Source organism: Kitasatospora sp. NPDC001132 (assembly GCF_053598415.1).
Genome location: NZ_JBSFKF010000003.1, coordinates 463,819 through 483,990 on the forward strand (window position 1 = coordinate 463,819; position 20,172 = coordinate 483,990).

The following is a 20,172-nucleotide window of genomic DNA, read 5'->3' on the forward strand; positions in this document are numbered from 1 at the left end:
CCGCGCGCACGAGGAGGGGCCCCGCACCGGATCCGGATCCGGTGCGGGGCCCCTCTCGCATGCGGGTCTTCGGGTCAGGCGCTCTTCTCCCGGCGCTCGCGCTTGATCATGTCGCGCGGCACCAGGGTGGGGATGGCGTGCTTGGAGACCACGTCACCGGTGACCACCACGCGGGCGACGTCCTGGCGCGAGGGGACCTCGTACATCACGGACATCAGCACCTCCTCCATGATGGCCCGCAGTCCGCGCGCGCCGGTGCCGCGCAGGATCGCCTGGTCGGCGATCGCCTCCAGCGCGTCCCGGGAGAACTCCAGCTCCACGCCGTCCAGTTCGAACAGCTTGCGGTACTGCTTGACCAGCGCGTTGCGCGGCTCGGTGAGGATCTGGAGCAGCGCCTCGCGGTCCAGGTTGTGCACGCTGGTGATCACCGGCAGACGGCCGATGAACTCGGGGATCATGCCGAACTTCACCAGGTCCTCGGGCATCACCTGACGGAAGTGGTCGCTGGCGTCCGACTCCCGCTTGGAGCGGATGTTGGCGCCGAAGCCGATGCCCTTGGCACCCGCGCGGCCCTCGATGATCCGCTCCAGGCCGGCGAACGCGCCGCCGACGATGAACAGCACGTTGGTGGTGTCGATCTGGATGAACTCCTGGTGCGGGTGCTTGCGCCCGCCCTGCGGCGGCACCGAGGCGGTGGTGCCCTCCAGGATCTTCAGCAGGGCCTGCTGCACGCCCTCGCCGGAGACGTCCCGGGTGATCGACGGGTTCTCGCTCTTGCGCGCGACCTTGTCGATCTCGTCGATGTAGATGATCCCGGTCTCGGCCTTCTTGACGTCGTAGTCGGCCGCCTGGATCAGCTTGAGCAGGATGTTCTCGACGTCCTCGCCGACGTAGCCGGCCTCGGTCAGCGCGGTGGCGTCCGCGATCGCGAACGGCACGTTCAGCATCCGGGCCAGGGTCTGCGCCAGCAGCGTCTTGCCGGAGCCGGTGGGGCCCAGCAGCAGGATGTTGGACTTGGCCAGCTCGATGGCGTCCTCGCGGCCGTTGCCACCGCTGCGGCCCGCCTCACCGGCCTGGACGCGCTTGTAGTGGTTGTAGACGGCGACCGACAGCGCCTTCTTGGCGAGGTCCTGGCCGACCACGTACTGGTCCAGGAACTCGTAGATCTCGCGCGGCTTCGGGAGTTCCTCGAAGCGCACCTCGGAGGTCTCGGCGAGTTCCTCCTCGATGATCTCGTTGCACAGGTCGATGCACTCGTCGCAGATGTACACGCCTGGGCCGGCGATCAGCTTCTTCACCTGCTTCTGCGACTTGCCGCAGAACGAGCACTTGAGCAGGTCGCCACCGTCTCCGATGCGTGCCACGAGGTGCTTCCCCTTCGCCAGGGGCCCCGCAGGGTTCCGGGGCCTGGTGCTGTGGACCGTCAACGCCGACGGCGCTCGGTCTCGCTATCCGACGGTACTCTGCCGGGCTCGTGATTCCGTCCTCTTCGCCAGGTCTGCCCTACGCCCTGGGCGAATTGATACCGAACAGATGCCGTCGCGCGGGCCCGCCGATGGGCCGGGGCGGGGTGCGCACCCGGTGCGCACCCCGCCCCGACGCGCCCCTCCCGACCCGCTCGCGGGCTGGGAGGGAGCCGACCTCAGGAGGTCAGCGAGGTCTTGCGGGTGGAGATGATCTGGTCGACCAGGCCGTACTCGACGGCCTCCTCGGCGGTGAGGATCTTGTCGCGCTCGATGTCGTCGCGCACCTGCTCCGCCGACCGGTTGGAGTGCTTGGAGAGCATCTCCTCCAGCTGCTCGCGCATCCGGAAGATCTCCTTGGCCTGGATCTCCAGGTCGGACACCTGGCCGCGGCCGGTCTCGGTGTACGGCTGGTGGATCAGGATGCGGGCGTTCGGCAGCGCCATCCGCTTGCCGGGGGTGCCGGCGGCGAGCAGCACGGCGGCGGCGGAGGCCGCCTGGCCCATGCAGACCGTGGTGATGTCCGGCTTCACGTACTGCATGGTGTCGTAGATGGCCGTCAGGGCCGTGAACGAGCCGCCGGGCGAGTTGATGTACATCTGGATCTCGCGGTCCGGGTCCATCGACTCCAGGCACAGCAGCTGCGCCATGATGTCGTTCGCCGAGACGTCGTCGACCTGCGAGCCGAGGAAGATGATGCGCTCCTCGAACAGCTTGGCGTACGGGTCGTACTCGCGGATGCCCTGCGTGGTGCGCTCGACGAAGCGCGGGACGATGTAGCGGCCCTCGGCGCGCATGTCCTCGACGCGGGCCTGGGCGGCCGACAGGCTGGGGATGTTCATGGGGGTCCTTGTCCTCCGGGGCGTTGGGGCTGTGGTGTCGCGGGCCGGGCCGAGGCTCAGGCAGCGCCCGTGCCGCCGCCGCCGGGGACGTCCGCGGCGCTGTGCATGATCGCGTCGATGAGGCCGTACTCCAGGGCCTCCTCCGGGGTGAACCAGCGGTCGCGGTCGGAGTCGGCGGTGATCTGGTCGAAGGACTGGCCGCTGTGGTGCGCGATCAGCTCGGACATCCGCTTCTTGGTGCGGAGCAGCTGCTCGGCCTGGATGCGGATGTCGGTGGCGGAGCCGCCGAGGCCGGCGGAGGGCTGGTGCATCAGGATGGTCGAGTTGGGCAGCGAGAAGCGCTTGCCCGGGGCGCCCGCGGTCAGCAGGAACTGGCCCATCGAGGCCGCCATGCCCATCGCGATGGTGACGACGTCGTTCTTGATGTACTGCATGGTGTCGTAGATCGCCATGCCGGCCGAGATCGAGCCGCCCGGGGAGTTGATGTAGAGGAAGATGTCCTTGTCCGGGTCCGCGGCCAGCAGCAGCAGCTGCGCGGTGATCTTGTTGGCGATGTCGTCGTCGACCGCCTGGCCGAGGAAGATGATCCGCTCGTTGAGCAGCCGGTTGTAGACCTGGTCGCCAAGGCCGCCGAGCACGTCACCAGCGGCGGCGTGCGGCGCCATCGGGCCAGGCATCTGCATCTGCGGGAACGTCACTTAGCCACCTGCTCAGTCGGTTTGGACGGTCGCTCCACGGCCGTCACGGTGTCGCACAGCTTCCGGGTATCACGTCGTGATTGTTGCTGTCCAAGGACCCTAACGCGCAGGCCGGGCCGCAGAATCCCTCACGCAGAACTGTTCGCTGTGAGCGCAGGGTCGCGGCGGCCGCGGGTGGGACGACAGCGGGCCCGGACACCGTACGGCGTCCGGGCCCGCTGCAGCCTGGAGGGGCTACCGGGGCGCTCAGGCCTCGGTCTTCTCCTCGGCGGCGATCTCCTCGGCGGCGGCCTCGGCCGTCTCGTCCTCGTCGTCGAAGTTGATCTCGTTGCCCTCGGTGTCGACGACCTTGGCGGCCTCGACCACGGTGGCCAGCGCCTTGCCGCGGGCGACCTCGCCGACCAGCAGCGGAACCTGGCCGCCCTGGACGACCTGCTGGGCGAACTGGTCCGGGGTGAGGCCCGAGCCGGCGGCGCGGCGGATGAGGTGCTCGGTCAGCTCCTCCTGGTTAACACCCAGCTCCTCGTTGGCGACGATCTGGTCCAGGACGAACTGGGTCTTGATGCCCTTCTTCGCCTGCTCCTCGATCTCCGCGTCCCACTCCTCGCGGGTCTTGCCCTGGGTCTCCAGGAAGGCGTCGAGGGTGAGGCCCATCGGCTGGAGCTGGTGGTGCTCCACGTTGTGCTTGCGGGTCTCGACCTCGTCCTTGAGGAGCTTCTCGGGGTACTCGATCTCAACCAGGGCGAGCAGCGCGTCCAGGACCTTCTCCTGGGCCTGGGTGGCCTGGTCGTACTCCTTCATGCGCTCGAGGCGCTTGCGGGAGTCGGCGCGCAGGTCCTCCAGGGTGTCGAACTCGCTGGCCAGCTGGGCGAACTCGTCGTCCAGCTCGGGCAGCTCCTTCTCCTGGACGGCGGTGACGGTGACGGTGACCTCGGAGGTCTTGCCCGCCTGGGTGCCACCCTTGAGCTCGGTCTCGAAGGTCTTCTGCTCGCCGGCCGACAGGCCGATGACGGCCTCGTCGATGCCGTCGATCAGGCGGCCCGAGCCGATCTCGTAGCTGACGCCGTTGGCGGTGCCGTCCTCCGGCACCTCGCCGTCGACCTTGGCGACCAGGTCCACGACCACGATGTCGTCGGCCGTGGCGGCGCGCTCGACGTCCTTGACCGAGGAGAAGCGCTCGCGCAGCTGCTCCAGCGACTTCTCGATGTCCTCGTCGGAGACGGCGATCGGGTCGACGGTCACCTCGATGGAGGAGAACTCCGGCAGGGTGATCTCCGGGCGGACGTCCACCTCGGCGGTGAACTTGAGGTCGCCGCCGTCGGCGATCTTCTCGACACCCTCGATGTTGGTGATGTCGGGCTGTCCGAGGACCTCGATCTTGCCCTCGTCGACGGCCTGCGTGTAGAAGCGCGGCAGGGCGTCGTTGACGGCCTCCTCCAGCACGGCACCACGGCCGAAGCGCTGGTCGATGACCCGGTTCGGGATCTTGCCCTTGCGGAAGCCCGGGACCGAGACCTGCTGGTTGATCTTCTTGTACGCCGCGTCGAGGCTGGGCTTGAGCTCCTCGAAGGGCACCTCGACGGTGAGTCGAACCCGGGTCGGGTTCAGAGTCTCGACGGCGCTCTTCACGGTTAGGTCTCCTATGGGCTTGCGGTCAGGTTGTCTCCGCCCGTCCCCGTCACCCGGCCGGAGCCGGAAGGGGTCGGACGAGACGGGCGATGGGCGGTTGGAGCTGCATCTCCCGTGGGGTGGACGGTGAGCTTGACTCCTCGCCCTCGTGCGGTTGACCTGGGTGGACGCCACAGGGACTACCGCCAGCGCCCCATCCTACCGGTACCACGAAAGGCGGACGCCAGACGCCACCGTACCGCCGCCGTGCAGCTCCGATACAGAACAGGGCCCCGCCCCGGTGGGCGAGACCCTGCCGCACTGTCGGGGTGACCGGATTCGAACCGACGGCCTTCCGCTCCCAAAGCGGACGCGCTACCAAACTGCGCCACACCCCGTGGTGCCGAGAGGAAGCGTACACGCCGGGCCTGCACGGCTCGCCGAGTTGTTCAGCTTGTTCCGCGCGGGCGCGACGCGCCCGAACCGCGCGGGCGCGCAGGAAGGCGTGCGCGATGGGGTGTGCACTCGGGCGCCCGGACCAGGTAGGCTGTCCCCCGAACTTCCGGCCGGTGACGGCTGGGAGCGTCGTGCGGGCGTAGCTCAATGGTAGAGCCCTAGTCTTCCAAACTAGTCACGCGAGTTCGATTCTCGTCGCCCGCTCTCCGGTCCGGCCCCGGTGTGCTCAGCACACCGGGGCCGTCGGCGTTTCCGGGCCGGGCGGGCGGCCGAAGCCCGGAGCGTGCTCAGAGCCCGAGCCGGGCGGCCCGGGCGGCGGCCCGGTCCAGCAGCCGGTGGACATCGCCCTCCCGGGTGGTGGGGCGGTCGTTGTACTCGTCCGGGGAACGCGCCGGGCGGCCGGTGGCGTGCAGCACCTCCATCAGTTGGACCCGGGCGGTGCGCACGGTGGCCGGGGTGCCGTAGCCGTGCGCCAGGACGGCGGCCTGCGCGCCCAGCAGGCAGACCCGGCCGGCCTCGTCCCACATCGCGCCCTGGAGCCAGCCGTGCGCCCCGATGTAGCGGGAGGCGAGCCTGAGGTGGTCGGCCGCGCTGACCGGGACGGGGCGGGCGGGCCGGCCGAGCGCCCGGTCGAGCAGGGTGGCCCTGGGCTCGGGGTGGCCGGCCTGCCAGGGCCGCGGGGTGCTGCCGTACGGGCAGACGTACGGCACCGGGGTGCGCGCGGGGGCGGGCAGCGAGGCGAGGTAGGCCTCGATCTCGGCGACCAGCCCGGAGCCCGCGGGGCCGGACGGCGCCGGCCCGGGGGCGAGGAGGACGGGTGGCGGCGGGGCGGTGGTGCGGGGCATGCGGGTCCTCCGGGCGGACGGCTTTCAGGTTCCGCTGCCCAAAGTGGGGCATACAGGACATTCTCGCGACCGGAGGACCGCGGGGTCCGCGCGGTTTCCCGGTGGGCTGCCGGGCCGATAGCCTCGGCGCGTTCGAGCGCAGTTCGAGCGCGACCCCAACCGCCGCGCTCCCCGAGGTGGAGGAGTCCCGGTGCGTCCGCAGGAGCGACTGGCCGTCATTCAGCGCTGTGTGGTCCGGGAGATGGCGCGACTGGGCCAGGTGTTCCGCCCGGACGGCGAGGTGGTCCGCGGCCCCGGCACCACGGCGGTGGCGGTCCGCGAGCACCCCGGGGACGACGGCGCCGGACACGTGGACCTCGGCTTCGTGCTGCACCTGGGCCGGGCGGACGCCCCGGTGGTGTGGGACTGCGCGGCCGGCCTCGGCAAGACCGAGGAGGAGAAGCTCGCGAACGCGGTGAAGATGTGGGCGACCACCACCGCCTCGGTGCTGGTCGGGTTCGCGGACGGCCGCGGGGGGCACGCCGACCGTCCGGACCTGCCCGGGCTCCCGGGCTGGCGCGCGGTGCAGGGGCCTGCCGCGGTGTTCGGCTTCGGCAACGAGCACCTGGCGGGCTGGCTGGCCGAGCACCGGGTGCTGCCCGCGCTGGCGCCCGCGCTGCGCGCGGAGTTGACCGGCCCGGGGCCGGTGGGCGTCAAGCTCTTCCTGGGCGGGAAGGCGGGGGACGACGTCGCCGAGGTCCGGGTGGGCGGCGAGGTGTCGGAGGCGGCGTCGGCGGCACTGCGCGCGCTGGACTGGCCGCGGGGTGAACGGCTGTGCTGGGCGCGGCTGTTCGTCCTGCTGACGGCCGAGCCCACGACAGCGGGGCAGCACACGTCGGCGGGTGCCGTGGCACCCGCACCGATGCGTGTCCCGGCCCCGGCGGCGGCGCGCCCCCGGGGACTGTTCGCTCGCTGGCGGGAAGCCAGACGGGCCGGCCGGTGACGGTGGCTCGCCCGATCGCCTCCGGGCGTGCCGACGCCGGTGGTCGGCCCGGCCGGATCAGCCGCCGGTGATGCCGGAGATGCTGTGCGCCAGGTTGGCCAGCAGCGAGTTGATGGAGCCCGCGACCGTGGTCTCGTGCAGCATGAAGCCGAACAGGGCGGCGACGATCGCGTGCGGGATCTTCATCTGCTTGTTGCGGATGAAGATGATGCACAGGATCGCGAACAGGACCAGTGCGGAGACGGAGAGTGCCACCCGGACTCACTTCCTCGTTTTCATAGCGGGGTGCCACCACCCGGCGGCACCTGCGAAAGCCGGACCCCGGCCTGTCCGACGGTCCCGAGGCGGAATCGCGGACCGTCCGGCACGCCGCCGGCGAGGGAGCCCAGAGTCGACCGCTGTCTGTCGTGCCGCACGTGACGCCCCCCATCCCCCGAATCCTGAACAGTCCCGCCCGGACTCAGTGTGGTCGACCGTGCCGATTGCGTAAAGGTCTGAAAGTCAGCCCAACGCCGATACCCTGCGGTGCGAGACGACTTTCCGCCGACCGGGACGATAGCGGAGCCATCCTGACGAATCGTCGGCGGGGCCGGGCTGAGCGGCCGGAAAACGGTCGGGGGCGGGTAGCGGAAGCCCCTGGTCCGGTCAGTCGACGGGCCGTCCGATTTGGCTGAAGATCAGCTGCCAGGCTTGACAGCGGCGGGCGCCCCCGGCATGTGCCCCGGGACGGACGTCAGTCCCGCCAGAGCAGCAGCACGGCGCGGTCGTCGTTGATGTCCCGGGCGACCGTCTCGATCAGCGCGGCCGCGGCGCCGGCGCCCGTGCCGGGTCCGCCGCCGGGCACCAGCCGGTCCGCCTCCCCCATCAGCCGGTCCATGCCCTCCGTGAGGTCCCGGCCCGGCGCCTCGACCATGCCGTCGGTGCACAGCATCAGCACGTCGCCGCGGTTCAGCCGGCCGCGCACGCCGTCGAACTTGGCGCCGTCGTAGATCCCGAGCAGCGGGCCCTCGGCCTGCTTGACCTCCCAGCGGCCCTCCCCCGCCAGCCGCTGCATGCCCGGCAGGTGCCCGGCCGAGAGCAGTTCGTACTCGCCGGTGTCCAGGTCCAGCACCAGGTGGACGGCGGTGGCGAAGCCCTCCTCCCAGGACTGACGCAGCAGGTAGCCGTTGGCGGCGGGCAGGAAGTCGTGCGCGGGCAGCGAACCGACCAGGCCGCCGAAGGCGCCGGAGAGCAGCAGCGCCCGGGAGCCGGCGTCCATGCCCTTGCCGGAGACGTCCGCGAGGACCACCTCCAGCAGCCGCTGGCCGGGGCCGGTGCGCGCGGCGACCACGAAGTCCCCGGAGAAGGACTGGCCGCCGGCCGGGCGCAGCGCCATGTCCGCGTGCCAGCCGTCCGGCAGCTCGGGCACCCGGCTCTGCACCCGCAGCCGCTCGCGCAGGTCGAACAGCATGGTGGAACCGCCCCACCAGGGCACGCCGACCCGGGCCCGGAACTGGGCGAGCAGCAGGCCGCCCACCCCGGCGGCGCCGACCACCAGGGCCGCGCCCGGGGTCACGCCGTAGAGGTAGGCCTCGGGGTTGTCGCTGGCGACCCGCTGGCCGGTGTGGATCACGGACTCGGAGGAGAGGCCGAGCGCGGCCAGCGCGTAGAGCACGACCAGGCTGCCGGGGCGCAGCAGCAGGGCGCCGGCCAGGATCGGCAGGACCAGGGAGGTGGGCGGGGCCCAGTCGGGCATCCAGATGTTGAGCAGGATCAGCAGCGGCACGAGCAGGGCGAGCGCGCAGAGCACCGGCCAGTCGGCGGCGCCGCCGCGGAAGTAGTCCACACCGGCTGTGCGCAGCCTTCGGCGGACCCGGCGGACCCTCTTGCGCAACCGGGCCGTCACGGACTCGGACGCCGGGGCGGCGCCGGGCCTCGTCGCAGTCGTCTGGGGCGGTGTGCCCGGCGCTCTGCCAGCCATGGGGTCCGACCCTATCCACGGGCACCGCCCGGCGTCGACGGGCCGGGGGCGGTCACGGGTGCCGGAGCGCGGGGCGCCCAGTGGGTTTCGGCCGATCGGCGGGGTTGCGGGCGCGTCGTCAGGAGGCGTACGCGGGTTGGGCGTACGGACCGCGTGGGCGGCGCGTGCGCCCCGCGTGCGGGGGTGTCGGCGAGCGGTGGCCTGTGGCCGATCCCACAGGCGGTGCGGGGTCGTCCCGGGCGCGTCACGCGGCTTCCGGGGGCGCCCGTCCCGCGGTTTCCGACGTGTCCGGAGACGGCGGCGGCCGGTCGCACGGGAGCGTGCGGCCGGCCGGCCGGGGAGGGTGGGTGGTGGGATCAGCCCTGGGGGTGGTGGGCCGGGATCGGCGGGAGCTCGCCGGTGGTCTCGTACTCGCTCAGCATCTCGATCCGGCGGGTGTGCCGGGGCTCGCCGCTGTACGGGGTCTTGAGGAAGACCTCGACGAACTCGGTGGCCTCCTCCAGGGTGTGCATGCGGCCGCCGATGGAGATCACGTTGGCGTTGTTGTGCTGACGGCCGAGCTCGGCGGTCTGCACGCTCCAGGCCAGCGCGGCCCGGACGCCCTTGACCTTGTTGGCGGCGATCGCCTCGCCGTTGCCCGAGCCGCCGATCACGATGCCCAAGGCGTCCTCGTCGGCGGCGGTGCGCTCGGCGGCACGCAGGCAGAACGGCGGGTAGTCGTCCTCGGCGTCGTAGATGTGCGGCCCGCAGTCGACCGGCTCGTGGCCGGCCCCCTTGAGCCACTCCACGAGGTGGTTCTTCAGTTCGTATCCGGCATGGTCGGAGCCCAGGTACACGCGCATGCCATGAGTGTGGCATGCGCGTGCGCCCGGGCCCGACAACGGGTGCGCCGACCGGGGTGGCCGGTGGGACCGGCCGGTGGAGTCGCCCGGTGGGTCGGCGCCGGCCGGGCGGATCAGCGTCGGCCGGGCGGGTCAGCGCCGGCCGACCAGCCTCCAGGCCAGCGGCAGGGCGCCGGCGGCGAGGGCGGCCTTGAGGGCGTCGCCGACCAGGTACGGGTAGAGGCCGAGCTCGGCCGCCCGGGCGAGCGACACGTGCAGCGACAGGGCGAGGTACGGGACGCCGACCGCGTAGATGGCGAGGCTGCCGAGGACCATGGTGACGGCGGTGTTGACCGGCGTGCGGTCGGCGCCGCGGCGGGCCAGTGCGCCGGTCAGGGCGGCGGCCAGGACGAAGCCGAGCACGTAGCCGAAGGAGGCCGTCGCCCAGCCGGAGGTGCCCTCGGCGAACCAGGGCAGGCCCGCCATGCCGGCCAGCATGTACAGCACGAGCGAGGCGACGCCGCGGCGGGCGCCGAGCGCGGTGCCGACCAGCAGGGCGGCGAAGGTCTGGCCGGTGACCGGCACCGGCGAACCGGGGACGTTCACCGACAGCTGGGCGGCCACGCCGGTCAGCGCGGCGCCGCCGGCCACCAGGGCCAGGTCGCGGGCCTGGGCGCCGAGCCGGGTGGAGGCGGCGGGCAGCAGGTCGGCGAGGACGGCGCGGCGCGGTATCGGGGTGGTGGCAGTGGCCATCGGGGCTCCTCCGTGAGGTCCAGGTGAGTGAACACCTGTGAACCTACGCGGTGATCCACTGCGCGAACGGCACGGTTTCGGACAAACCCGGGCCGTCGGGCGTTGTCGGAACCGGCCCCGAACGACTCCTGGTCACAACATGATCACGTTAGGTTTCGACATGGTCCGCATCGTGAGCCCAAAGCGATCATCTTTGGCATGGACAGGGGCGCCGCCGGATATTGGACAGCTCATGTCGCATACCGCACAGTCTGGAACCGCCCCTATGGCCCCCACCCCCGCCCCTACGGCGACCGGGACCCCCGCAGGCCCCCGCCCGGCCGCCGATCCGGCGTCGGGTGGCCAGCAGCTCACCCACGGGCTGAAGCAGCGCCACCTGTCCATGATCGCCCTCGGTGGCGTGATCGGTGCCGGCCTCTTCGTCGGCTCCGGCGCCGGCATCGCGGCCGCCGGCCCGGCGATCATCCTGGCGTTCGTGCTCTCCGGCCTCCTGGTCATGCTGATCATGAGAATGCTCGGTGAGATGTCCGCCGCCCGCCCGGCCTCCGGATCGTTCTCGGTGCACGCCGAGAAGGAGATCGGCCCCTGGGCCGGGATCACGGCCGGCTGGATGTACTGGGTGATGCTCTGCTGCGGCGTGGCCGCCGAGGCCACCGCCGCCGGGAAGATCGTCAACGGCTGGATACCCGGCGTCTCCGCCTGGGTCTGGGTCGCCCTGTTCATGGTCTTCTTCTGCGCCAGCAACCTCACCGCGGTGAAGAACTTCGGCGAGTTCGAGTTCTGGTTCGCCGCGATCAAGGTCGCCGCCATCGTCACCTTCCTGGTCCTCGGCGGGCTCGGCATCGCCGGCGTGATCGGCCCCGGCGCCCCCGGCACCACGAACCTCACCGGCCACGGCGGCTTCCTGCCCAACGGCATCGACGGTCTGATCATCGGCCTGCTCGCCTCGGTCTTCGCGTACGGCGGTCTGGAGACCGTCACCATCGCCGCCGCCGAGTCCGACGACCCCAAGAAGAACGTCGCCAACGCCGTGCGCACCGCGGTGTGGCGGATCGGGATCTTCTACATCGGCTCGATGGCCCTGGTCGTCACCCTGGTCTCCTGGAAGGACCCGAAGGTCGTCACCGACGGCCCGTACGTCACCGTGCTGAGCCACCTCGGGGTGCCCGCCGCCGGAACGATCATGCAGGTGGTGGTGCTGGTCGCGCTGCTGTCCGCGATGAACGCCAACATCTACGGCGCGTCCCGGATGGCGTACTCGCTGGTCGGCCGCGGCCAGGGCCCCAAGGCGCTGGCCAAGGTCAGCGGCGGGGTGCCGCGCAGAGCCGTGCTGGCCTCCTGCCTGTTCGGCTTCGGCGCCGTGCTGGCCGCCAAGTTCTGGCCGGACACCGTGTTCACCTGGCTGATGAACACCACCGGTGTGGCGATCCTGGTGGTCTGGCTGTTCATCTGCGTGGTCCAGCTGCGGATGCGCCGCCGGCTGCAGCACGAGGCGCCCGAGCTGCTCACCGTGAAGATGTGGGGCTACCCGTACCTGACCTGGGTCGCGATGGCCGCGGTGGTCGGCATCCTCGCCCTGATGACCACCACCGAGGGCAACCGCGACCAGCTGTACGCGGCCGGCGTGCTGGTCGCCGGACTCACCGTCGCCGGGCTGCTCAAGCAGCGCCGGGACGCCGCCGCCCTGCGCTGACCCACCCGGACGCGCGGACGGCGAGGGCCCGGTACCGATGGGTACCGGGCCCTGCCGCGTTCCACGCCGCACTCACGCGTTCCGCGCGGTGCTCATGCGTTCCTCGCCGTGCTCACTCGAAGGAGCCGTGCTCACTCGAAGGAGGGGCCGGCCGTCCGGGTGCGCTTGATCTCGTAGAAGCCCGGGGTGGAGGCCACCAGCAGGGTGCCGTCCCACAGCCGGGCCGCGGCCTCGCCCTTCGGGGCGGGGGTGACCACCGGGCCGAAGAAGGCCACCCGCTCGCCGTCCGCGCCCTCGACCGCGATCACCGGGGTGCCGACGTCCTCGCCGACCAGGCCGATGCCCTCCTTGTGCGAGGCGCGCAGGGCCTCGTCGTACGCGTCCGTGCCGGCCGCGTCGGCCAGCTCGACCGGCAGGCCCGCGGCCACCAGGGCGGCCTCGACGGTCTCCCGGTTCTGCGGCAGGCCCTGGTTGTGGAAGCGCAGGCCCAGCTCGGTGTAGAGCCGGCCGAGCACCTCCGGCCCGTGCTGCTGCTCGGCGGCGATGCAGACCCGCACCGCGCCCCAGGCGTTGTCCAGCAGCTCCCGGTAGCTCTCCGGGAGGTCCCGGTGCTCGTTGAGCACCGACAGGCTCATCACGTGCCAGTGCACGTCGACCGGACGCAGCTGCTGGACCTCGATCAGCCAGCGGGAGGTCATCCACGCCCACGGGCAGGCCGGGTCGAACCAGAAGTCGGCGGTCTTGCGCTCAGCGGCAGTCGTCACTGCGTGTCGTCCTTCGTGAGGTGGTCCGAGGCGGGGAGGAGTTCCGTCCCCGGAACGCCAACACCCGCCCGGCGCCGGTGATTCCGGTGCGAACGCGGCAGCCTGTGCAATGGTACTGACGGCGCGGACCGTGAAAGGATGACCCCGCGCGCGGAGCACACCCCGCGCCGAGACCGCACCACCCACAGGCGCACCACCGTGCGAGCCGGACAAAGGAGTACCGCCGTGCCGGGCAAGAACCTCAGCCGCGACGAGGCGCAGCAGCGGGCCAGCATCCTGGCCGTGGACGGCTACCAGGTCCGGCTGGACGTGACCTCGGCCCCGGACCAGGCGGCCGGCACCTTCCGGTCCACCACCACCGTCGCCTTCCGCTGCTCCCAGCCCGGTGCGGACACCTTCCTCGACCTGCTCGCCCCCGCCGTCCGCTCGGTCACCCTCAACGGCCGCGCCCTCGACCCGGCCACCGCCTACGACGGCGCCCGGGTGCACGTCGACGGCCTGGCCGCCGAGAACGTGCTGACCGTCGAGGCGGACTGCGCCTACAGCCGCACCGGCGAGGGCCTGCACCGCTTCGTCGACCCGGTGGACGGCGAGACCTACCTCTACACCCACTACGAGCCGGCCGACGCCCGCCGGGTGTTCGCGAACTTCGAGCAGCCCGACCTGAAGGCCCCGTTCACCTTCACCGTGACCGCCCCCGCGGCCTGGGACGTGTGGTCCAACGCCCCGCACGAGAACGTCACCGCCGAAGGCGACGCCCGTACCTGGGAGTTCGCGCCGACCAAGCCGATCTCCACCTACCTCACCGCCGTCGTCGCCGGCCCGTACCACGTCGCCCGCGACCACTACCGCCGCGAGCTGGCCGACGGCACCGCGCTGGAGATCCCGCTCTCCGCGATGTGCCGCAAGTCGCTGGCCCCGTACTTCGACGCGGACGAGATCCTCGGCGTCACCAAGCTCGGACTCGACTTCTTCCACGAGGAGTTCGACTACCCGTACCCCTTCGGCAAGTACGACCAGGCCTTCGTCCCCGAGTACAACATCGGCGCGATGGAGAACCCCGGCTGCGTCACCTTCCGCGAGGAGTTCGTCTTCCGCTCGAAGGTCACCGACGCCGCGTACGAGGGCCGGGCCAACGTCATCCTGCACGAGATGGCGCACATGTGGTTCGGCGACCTGGTCACCATGCGCTGGTGGGACGACCTGTGGCTGAAGGAGTCCTTCGCCGACTTCATGGGCTCCTACGGCCTGATCGGCGCCCGCACCCGCTACTCCTCGGCCTGGGTCACCTTCGCCAACCAGCGCAAGGCCTGGGCCTACCGGCAGGACCAGTTCCCCACCACCCACCCGATCACCGCGGACATCCGGGACCTCGAGGACGCCAAGCTCAACTTCGACGGCATCACCTACGCCAAGGGCGCCTCCGTCCTCAAGCAGCTGGTGGCGTACGTCGGTTCGGAGGCCTTCTTCGAGGGCGCCCGCCGCTACTTCAAGCGCCACGCCTTCGGCAACACCGAGCTGGGCGACCTGCTGGAGGTGCTGGAGGAGACCAGCGGCCGCGACCTCAAGGCCTGGGCCGCCGCCTGGCTCCAGACCTCCGGGGTCAACGCGCTCACCCCGCAGGTCACCACCGACGCCGAGGGCCGGATCACCGAGCTGGCCGTGCTCCAGGACGGCACTGCGGACGATTCCGCGACTCCGTCGCGTGGTCTGCGCCCGCACCGGATCGCGGTCGGCCTGTACGACCGGGACGCCGACGGCGCCCTGGTGCGCACCAGCCGGATCGAGCTGGACGTCACCGGCGCCCGGACCGTCGTCGCCGAGGCCGTCGGGCTGGCCCGCCCGGCGCTGGTGCTGCTCAACGACGACGACCTGACCTACTGCAAGATCCGCTTCGACGAGGAGTCGCTGGAGGGCCTGCGCACCGGCCTCGGTGACATCCGCGACGAGCTGGCCCGCGCGCTGACCTGGTCCGCGGTGTGGAACCTCACCCGGGACGGCCTGATGCCGGCCCGCGACTACGTCGCCCTGGTACTGCGGTTCGCCGGCCAGGAGGGCAACATCGGCGTGCTCCAGTCGCTGCACGCCCAGGCCAAGACCGCCGTCGACCTGTACGCCGACCCGGCCTGGCGCGGCGAGGGCGGCCGGCTGCTCGCCGACGGCGCCCTGCGCGAGCTGCGCGACGCCGTCCCCGGCAGCGACCACCAGCTGGCCTGGGCCCGCTTCCTCGCCCAGACCGCGGGCGGCGCCGAGCACCTCGGCCTGGTCCGCGGCCTGCTGTCCGGCAGCGCCCGGATCGACGGCCTGGAGGTCGACCAGGACCTGCGCTGGGCGCTGTGGCTGGCGCTGGCCGCGTCCGGCCAGGCCACCGACGAGGAGCTGGCCGCCGAGCTGGCCGCCGACAACACCGCGAGCGGCAAGCGGCACCACACCCAGTGCCTGGCCGCCCGGCCCACCGCGGAGGCCAAGGCCGCCGCCTGGTCGGCCGTGATCGACTCGGACGAGCTGCCGAGCGCCCTGGTCGAGGCCAACACCGCCGGCTTCTCGATCCCCTCCCAGCGCGACCTGAGCGCCCTCTACGCGGCGCCGTACTTCAAGCTGCTGGAGCGGATCTGGGCCGAGCGGACGATCGAGATCGCGATGCGGATCGTCGGTGGCTTCTTCCCGATCGCCCAGACCGACGGTCAGACCCTGGCCGAGGCCGACGCCTGGCTGGCCGGGCACCCGCAGGCCGCGCCGGCGCTGCGCCGCCTGGTGCTGGAGCGCCGGGACGACCTGGCCCGCGCGCTGCGGGCGCAGGCCTGCGACCGGGCCTGACGGGCAGCGCACACCGCGACGGCCGCGGGCCGCGACGGCCGTACGCCGCCGTGACCGGGCCGCCGTGACCGGGCCGCCGTGAAAGAGGGCCCCGGCCGCTCCTGGATTCCAGGGAGCGGCCGGGGCCCTCTGCCGTGGGAGGCCGGTCAGTCGCGGCGCAGGCCGCGGTCCAGCGCGGCGATCGCGCTGCCCTGGGCGTCGTCGCCGTCCAGCGACCAGACCATCACCCCGGCCAGGTCGTTCCAGCGCGTGTACCGCGCCTTCTGGGTGAGCACCTCGGCGGTGTCGTAGCTGTAGAAGGTGGTGCCGTCGTACTTCCAGGACGCGCCGTGGTCGCGGTCCAGGTGGACCTTGCCCGGCAGCTCGTTGATCTCCCGGTAGGAGCGGTCGGGCGCGGACGCGGTGGCGCTCTGGAAGAGGCCGCCGCGCTTGCCGGGGGCGACGCCGGTCCAGCCGTGGCCGTACAGCGGGGCGCCGAGGACGAGCTGCTCGGAGGGCATCCCGCGCTCCTGGTAGTGGGTCACGGCGGTGTCGGCGCTGCGCTGCCGAGGGTCCGGGTCGGTCGGGTCGGAGTACAGGTTGGCCTGGTGGTTGGCCGGACCCTTGCCCTCCCAGGGGCCGTGCAGGTCGTAGGTCATCACGTTCAGCCAGTCCATCGACTCGCTCAGCTGCGGCAGTTCGAGCCGGTCGGCGACGGTCTCGTTGGCGGCCACCGCGGCGGTCAGCAGGTAGTGCTTGCCCTTCCTGCCGCTCAGCGCGTCCAGCTGGTCGCGGAACTCCCGCATCAGCAGGGTGAAGTTGTGCCCGTCCTCGGGGCGGACCACGTTTCCCGCGTCCCCGCCACCGCCCGGGTACTCCCAGTCGATGTCGATGCCGTCGAAGACGCCCGCGGCCGCGCCCCGGCCGCCCTCCGGTGAGTCGGCCAGGACCGGCAGGTCGCCCTTGAGGTAGAGGTCGATGCAGGAGGAGACGAACTTCTTGCGGGACTCGTCGGTGGCGGCCGCGTCGGAGAAGTACTTGGACCAGGTCCAGCCGCCCAGCGAGATGACCGTGCGCAGCTGGGGGTTCTTCGCCTTGAGCTTGCGCAGCTGGTTGAAGTGGCCCTTCAGCGGCTGGCCCGGGGCGTCGGCCACGCCGTCCACCGACTCGGCGGCGGAGAAGGAGCGCTGGTAGTCGTCGCGGGCGTCGCCCTGGCCGGGCTCGTTGCTCTCGAAGCAGGTGCCGTCGGCGGAGACGTTGCCGAAGGCGTAGTTGATGACGGTGAGCCTGGCCGCCTGGCCGGACTCCTGGACCCGCTTGGCGGAGCTGTCGGCGCCCCACTGGGTGAAGTAGCCGACCCGCTGGCCCTTCAGCTTCGGGCCGTGCCGTCCGTCGGCGGCGTTGGCGGTGGCGGGGGCGGCGAGCAGCGCGGCGACGGTGGCGGCGGCGAGCAGGGCTGAGGCGCGAGTGGGCATACCGGACCTGTTCTCTGTAGCGACGTCAAATGGTCTGGACCAGATGCCACAGAGGTTTAGTCCATCCGCCGTTCACCGCACAAGGGGTCGACGGCAACCGGCGCAGTATGCAAAAGCGGAGGGGCCGGACCGCGAAGTGCGGTCCGGCCCCTCTCAGGCCTGTGCCGGGACTCAGCCGATCAGCGAGCGCAGCACGTACTGCAGGATGCCGCCGTTGCGGTAGTAGTCCGCCTCACCGGGGGTGTCGATGCGGACGACCGCGTCGAACTCCTTGTCACCGGCCTTGACCTTGACGGTCTTCGGGGTGCGGCCCTCGTTGAGCTCGGTCACGCCGGTGATGGAGAAGGTCTCCTCGCCGGTCAGGCCGAGGGACTCGGCGTTCTCGCCCTCCGGGAACTGCAGCGGCAGGACGCCCATGCCGATCAGGTTCGAGCGGTGGATGCGCTCGTACGACTCGGCGATGACGGCCTTGACGCCCAGCAGCGCGGTGCCCTTGGCGGCCCAGTCGCGGGACGAGCCGGAGCCGTACTCCTTGCCGGCCAGGACGACCAGCGGGATGCCGGCGGCCTGGTAGTTCTGCGAGGCGTCGTAGATGAACGACACCGGCGCGTCGGCCTGGGTGAAGTCGCGGGTGTAGCCGCCCTCGGTGCCCGGCGCGATCTGGTTGCGCAGGCGGATGTTGGCGAAGGTGCCGCGGATCATCACCTCGTGGTTGCCACGACGGGAACCGTAGGAGTTGAAGTCGCGCTTCTCGACACCGTTGGCGGTCAGGTACTGCGCCGCCGGGGTGCCCGGCTTGATGTTGCCGGCCGGGGAGATGTGGTCGGTGGTGACCGAGTCGCCCAGCTTGGCCAGGACGCGGGCGCCGGCGATGTCGGTCACCGGGCTCGGGGTCTTGGCCATGCCCTCGAAGTACGGGGGCTTGCGGACGTAGGTGGACTCGGCGTCCCACTCGAAGGTGTTGCCGGTCGGGACCGGGAGCGACTGCCAGCGGTGGTCACCGGCGAAGACGTCCTGGTAGCCCTTGTCGAACATGGCCTCGTCGATGGAGCCGGCGACGACGTCGGCGACCTCCTGCTCCGACGGCCAGATGTCGGCGAGGAAGACGTCGTTGCCGTCGGCGTCCTGGCCCAGGGCGTCCTTGGTGATGTCGACGTTCATGTTGCCGGCGAGGGCGTAGGCGACCACCAGCGGCGGGGAGGCCAGGTAGTTCATCTTGACGTCGGGGTTGATCCGGCCCTCGAAGTTGCGGTTGCCGGAGAGCACCGAGACGACCGCGAGGTCGGACTCGTTGACGGCGGCCGAGACCTCCTCGGGCAGCGGGCCCGAGTTGCCGATGCAGGTGACGCAGCCGTAGCCGACCAGGTTGAAGCCCAGCTTCTCCATGTACGGGAGCAGGCCGGCCTTCTCGTAGTAGTCCATGACGACCTTGGAGCCGGGCGCCAGGGTGGTCTTGACCCAGGGCTTGACGTGCAGGCCCTTCTCCACGGCCTTCTTCGCCAGCAGGGCGGCGCCCAGCATGACGGAGGGGTTGGAGGTGTTGGTGCAGGAGGTGATCGAGGCGATCACGACCGCGCCGTTGTCGATCTCGTAGGACGAGCCGTCGGGGGCGGTGACGGCGGTCGGCTTCGAGGCCTCGGCGGAGTAGGTCGGCAGCGCCGCGGCGAACTTCTCGGCGGCCTCGGCCAGGATCACGCGGTCCTGCGGGCGCTTCGGGCCGGAGATCGACGGGACGACGGTGGAGACGTCCAGCTCCAGGTACTCGGAGTAGACCGGCTCGTGCGACGGGTCGTGCCAGAGACCCTGCTCCTTGGCGTACGCCTCGACCAGGGCGAGCTGCTGCTCGTCACGGCCGGTGAGCTTCAGGTAGTTGATGGTCTCGGCGTCGATCGGGAAGATCGCGCAGGTCGAGCCGAACTCCGGCGACATGTTGCCGATGGTGGCGCGGTTGGCCAGCGGGATGGAGCCGATGCCGTCGCCGTAGAACTCGACGAACTTGCCGACCACACCGTGCTTGCGCAGCATCTCGGTGATGGTGAGCACCAGGTCGGTGGCGGTGGTGCCGGCCGGCAGCTCGCCGGTCAGCTTGAAGCCGACGACGCGCGGGATCAGCATGGAGACCGGCTGGCCGAGCATGGCGGCCTCGGCCTCGATGCCGCCGACGCCCCAGCCCAGCACGCCCAGGCCGTTGACCATGGTGGTGTGCGAGTCGGTGCCGACGCAGGTGTCCGGGTAGGCCTGGCCGCCGCGGACCATGACGGTGCGGGCCAGGTGCTCGATGTTCACCTGGTGGACGATGCCGGTGCCCGGCGGGACGACCTTGAACTCGTCGAAGGCGGTCTGGCCCCAGCGCAGGAACTGGTAGCGCTCCTTGTTGCGGCCGTACTCGATCTCGACGTTCTGGGTGAACGCGTCCTTGGTGCCGAACTTGTCGGCGATGACCGAGTGGTCGATGACCAGCTCGGCCGGGGCCAGCGGGTTGATCTTCGCCGGGTCACCGCCCAGCTCCTTGACGGCCTCGCGCATGGTGGCGAGGTCGACCACGCACGGCACACCGGTGAAGTCCTGCATGATCACGCGGGCCGGGGTGAACTGGATCTCCTGGCTCGGCTGGGCGTTCTCGTCCCAGTTGCCGAGGGCGCGGATGTGGTCGGCGGTGATGTTCGCGCCGTCCTCCGTGCGGAGCAGGTTCTCCAGCAGCACCTTGAGGCTGTACGGCAGCCGCTCGGAACCCTCGACGGCGGAGAGCTTGAAGATCTCGTACGACTCGTCGCCCACCTGCAGCGAGCTGCGGGCGTCGAAGCTGTTCGCGGACACGACTGACTCCTTCTGGGTGCTTCGTGCGGTATCCGGCCGTCACACGGTGGTAAGGTCAGCCTTACTTAGGCCTACCTTGCCCGCATCGCCGGCGAGCGCCTCTCGGCAAGTATCTTGATGTCGAGATATATCGTAAGGGGCAGTTATCTCGATGTCGAGATAAACCATAGTGCATGCCGTGCCTCACCGGTCGTCCGGG

The 20,172-nt window shown here is 71.3% G+C and carries 15 protein-coding genes and 2 tRNA genes; 4 read left to right on the forward strand and 13 right to left on the reverse strand.

What is annotated here, in order from left to right; genetic code table 11:
- Positions 1-74: 74 nt before the first annotated feature.
- The 5 genes from clpX to ACWDBE_RS06700 form a co-directional block, all read right to left on the reverse strand.
- Positions 75-1,364, reverse strand: coding sequence for an ATP-dependent Clp protease ATP-binding subunit ClpX (gene clpX, locus ACWDBE_RS06680; protein WP_045696864.1), 1,290 nt, complete (start codon positions 1,362-1,364; stop codon positions 75-77).
- Between the two features lie 278 nt (positions 1,365-1,642).
- Positions 1,643-2,305 carry an ATP-dependent Clp protease proteolytic subunit gene (locus tag ACWDBE_RS06685; RefSeq protein WP_392884317.1) on the reverse strand — a complete coding sequence of 221 codons (663 nt, stop codon included), beginning with the start codon at positions 2,303-2,305 and terminating at the stop codon, positions 1,643-1,645.
- Between the two features lie 56 nt (positions 2,306-2,361).
- Entirely contained in the window at positions 2,362-2,982 is a 621-nt protein-coding gene (locus tag ACWDBE_RS06690; RefSeq protein ID WP_392884367.1) for an ATP-dependent Clp protease proteolytic subunit, read from the reverse strand.
- A gap of 267 nt (positions 2,983-3,249) precedes the next feature.
- Entirely contained in the window at positions 3,250-4,632 is a 1,383-nt protein-coding gene (gene tig, locus ACWDBE_RS06695; protein WP_449792696.1) for a trigger factor, read from the reverse strand.
- Positions 4,633-4,935: 303 nt separating this feature from the next.
- Positions 4,936-5,009 (reverse strand) — tRNA-Pro (locus ACWDBE_RS06700).
- Between the two features lie 191 nt (positions 5,010-5,200).
- Here ACWDBE_RS06700 and ACWDBE_RS06705 point away from each other — a divergent pair.
- Positions 5,201-5,271: transfer RNA gene (locus ACWDBE_RS06705), tRNA-Gly, on the forward strand.
- 83 nt (positions 5,272-5,354) lie between these two features.
- Here ACWDBE_RS06705 and ACWDBE_RS06710 read toward each other — a convergent pair.
- On the reverse strand, positions 5,355-5,912 hold the full coding sequence (locus ACWDBE_RS06710; RefSeq protein WP_449792695.1) for a DUF6197 family protein: 558 nt from the start codon (positions 5,910-5,912) through the stop codon (positions 5,355-5,357).
- 190 nt (positions 5,913-6,102) lie between these two features.
- On the opposite strand from ACWDBE_RS06710, the gene ACWDBE_RS06715 reads away from it, so the two are divergent.
- On the forward strand, positions 6,103-6,894 hold the full coding sequence (locus ACWDBE_RS06715; RefSeq protein ID WP_449792694.1) for a DUF6348 family protein: 792 nt from the start codon (positions 6,103-6,105) through the stop codon (positions 6,892-6,894).
- Positions 6,895-6,951: 57 nt separating this feature from the next.
- Here ACWDBE_RS06715 and ACWDBE_RS06720 read toward each other — a convergent pair whose 3' ends face one another.
- From ACWDBE_RS06720 to ACWDBE_RS06735, 4 genes are all read right to left on the reverse strand, one after another.
- A complete protein-coding gene (locus tag ACWDBE_RS06720; RefSeq protein ID WP_359914825.1) occupies positions 6,952-7,149 on the reverse strand; it encodes a hypothetical protein in 198 nt (65 codons plus the stop codon).
- Positions 7,150-7,627: 478 nt separating this feature from the next.
- Complete coding sequence (locus tag ACWDBE_RS06725) at positions 7,628-8,854, reverse strand: PP2C family protein-serine/threonine phosphatase (RefSeq protein ID WP_449792693.1); 1,227 nt, start codon at positions 8,852-8,854, stop codon at positions 7,628-7,630.
- 356 nt (positions 8,855-9,210) lie between these two features.
- Entirely contained in the window at positions 9,211-9,696 is a 486-nt protein-coding gene (locus ACWDBE_RS06730) for a ribose-5-phosphate isomerase (protein WP_392884322.1), read from the reverse strand.
- A gap of 132 nt (positions 9,697-9,828) precedes the next feature.
- Positions 9,829-10,428: a biotin transporter BioY gene (locus ACWDBE_RS06735; protein WP_449792692.1), complete on the reverse strand. Its 600-nt coding sequence runs from the start codon at positions 10,426-10,428 to the stop codon at positions 9,829-9,831.
- Positions 10,429-10,693: 265 nt separating this feature from the next.
- Between ACWDBE_RS06735 and ACWDBE_RS06740 the strand changes: the two genes are divergently transcribed.
- On the forward strand, positions 10,694-12,121 hold the full coding sequence (locus ACWDBE_RS06740) for an amino acid permease (RefSeq protein ID WP_449792691.1): 1,428 nt from the start codon (positions 10,694-10,696) through the stop codon (positions 12,119-12,121).
- Positions 12,122-12,252: 131 nt separating this feature from the next.
- On the opposite strand, the gene ACWDBE_RS06745 is transcribed toward ACWDBE_RS06740, so the two are convergent.
- Positions 12,253-12,885 carry a mycothiol-dependent nitroreductase Rv2466c family protein gene (locus ACWDBE_RS06745; RefSeq protein ID WP_449792690.1) on the reverse strand — a complete coding sequence of 211 codons (633 nt, stop codon included), beginning with the start codon at positions 12,883-12,885 and terminating at the stop codon, positions 12,253-12,255.
- A gap of 225 nt (positions 12,886-13,110) precedes the next feature.
- On the opposite strand from ACWDBE_RS06745, the gene pepN reads away from it, so the two are divergent.
- Positions 13,111-15,702 carry an aminopeptidase N gene (pepN, locus tag ACWDBE_RS06750; RefSeq protein ID WP_449792689.1) on the forward strand — a complete coding sequence of 864 codons (2,592 nt, stop codon included), beginning with the start codon at positions 13,111-13,113 and terminating at the stop codon, positions 15,700-15,702.
- A 146-nt stretch (positions 15,703-15,848) separates the two neighbouring features.
- Here pepN and ACWDBE_RS06755 read toward each other — a convergent pair whose 3' ends face one another.
- Both ACWDBE_RS06755 and acnA read right to left on the reverse strand, forming a co-directional pair.
- A complete protein-coding gene (locus tag ACWDBE_RS06755; protein WP_449792688.1) occupies positions 15,849-17,156 on the reverse strand; it encodes a glycoside hydrolase family 18 protein in 1,308 nt (435 codons plus the stop codon).
- 171 nt (positions 17,157-17,327) lie between these two features.
- Positions 17,328-19,973 carry an aconitate hydratase AcnA gene (acnA, locus tag ACWDBE_RS06760; protein WP_449792687.1) on the reverse strand — a complete coding sequence of 882 codons (2,646 nt, stop codon included), beginning with the start codon at positions 19,971-19,973 and terminating at the stop codon, positions 17,328-17,330.
- Between the last annotated feature and the right edge of the window lie 199 nt (positions 19,974-20,172).

What these genes read in the sequence shown, in the direction of transcription:
- ACWDBE_RS06740 (WP_449792691.1), top strand. Translation starts at nt 10,694, where the DNA reads ATGGCCCCCACCCCCGCCCCTACGGCGACCGGGACCCCCGCAGGCCCC.
- ACWDBE_RS06725 (WP_449792693.1), bottom strand. Translation starts at nt 8,854, where the DNA reads ATGGCTGGCAGAGCGCCGGGCACACCGCCCCAGACGACTGCGACGAGG.
- ACWDBE_RS06690 (WP_392884367.1), bottom strand. Translation starts at nt 2,982, where the DNA reads ATGCCTGGCCCGATGGCGCCGCACGCCGCCGCTGGTGACGTGCTCGGC.
- ACWDBE_RS06710 (WP_449792695.1), bottom strand. Translation starts at nt 5,912, where the DNA reads ATGCCCCGCACCACCGCCCCGCCGCCACCCGTCCTCCTCGCCCCCGGG.
- ACWDBE_RS06735 (WP_449792692.1), bottom strand. Translation starts at nt 10,428, where the DNA reads ATGGCCACTGCCACCACCCCGATACCGCGCCGCGCCGTCCTCGCCGAC.
- ACWDBE_RS06685 (WP_392884317.1), bottom strand. Translation starts at nt 2,305, where the DNA reads ATGAACATCCCCAGCCTGTCGGCCGCCCAGGCCCGCGTCGAGGACATG.
- ACWDBE_RS06755 (WP_449792688.1), bottom strand. Translation starts at nt 17,156, where the DNA reads ATGCCCACTCGCGCCTCAGCCCTGCTCGCCGCCGCCACCGTCGCCGCG.
- ACWDBE_RS06730 (WP_392884322.1), bottom strand. Translation starts at nt 9,696, where the DNA reads ATGCGCGTGTACCTGGGCTCCGACCATGCCGGATACGAACTGAAGAAC.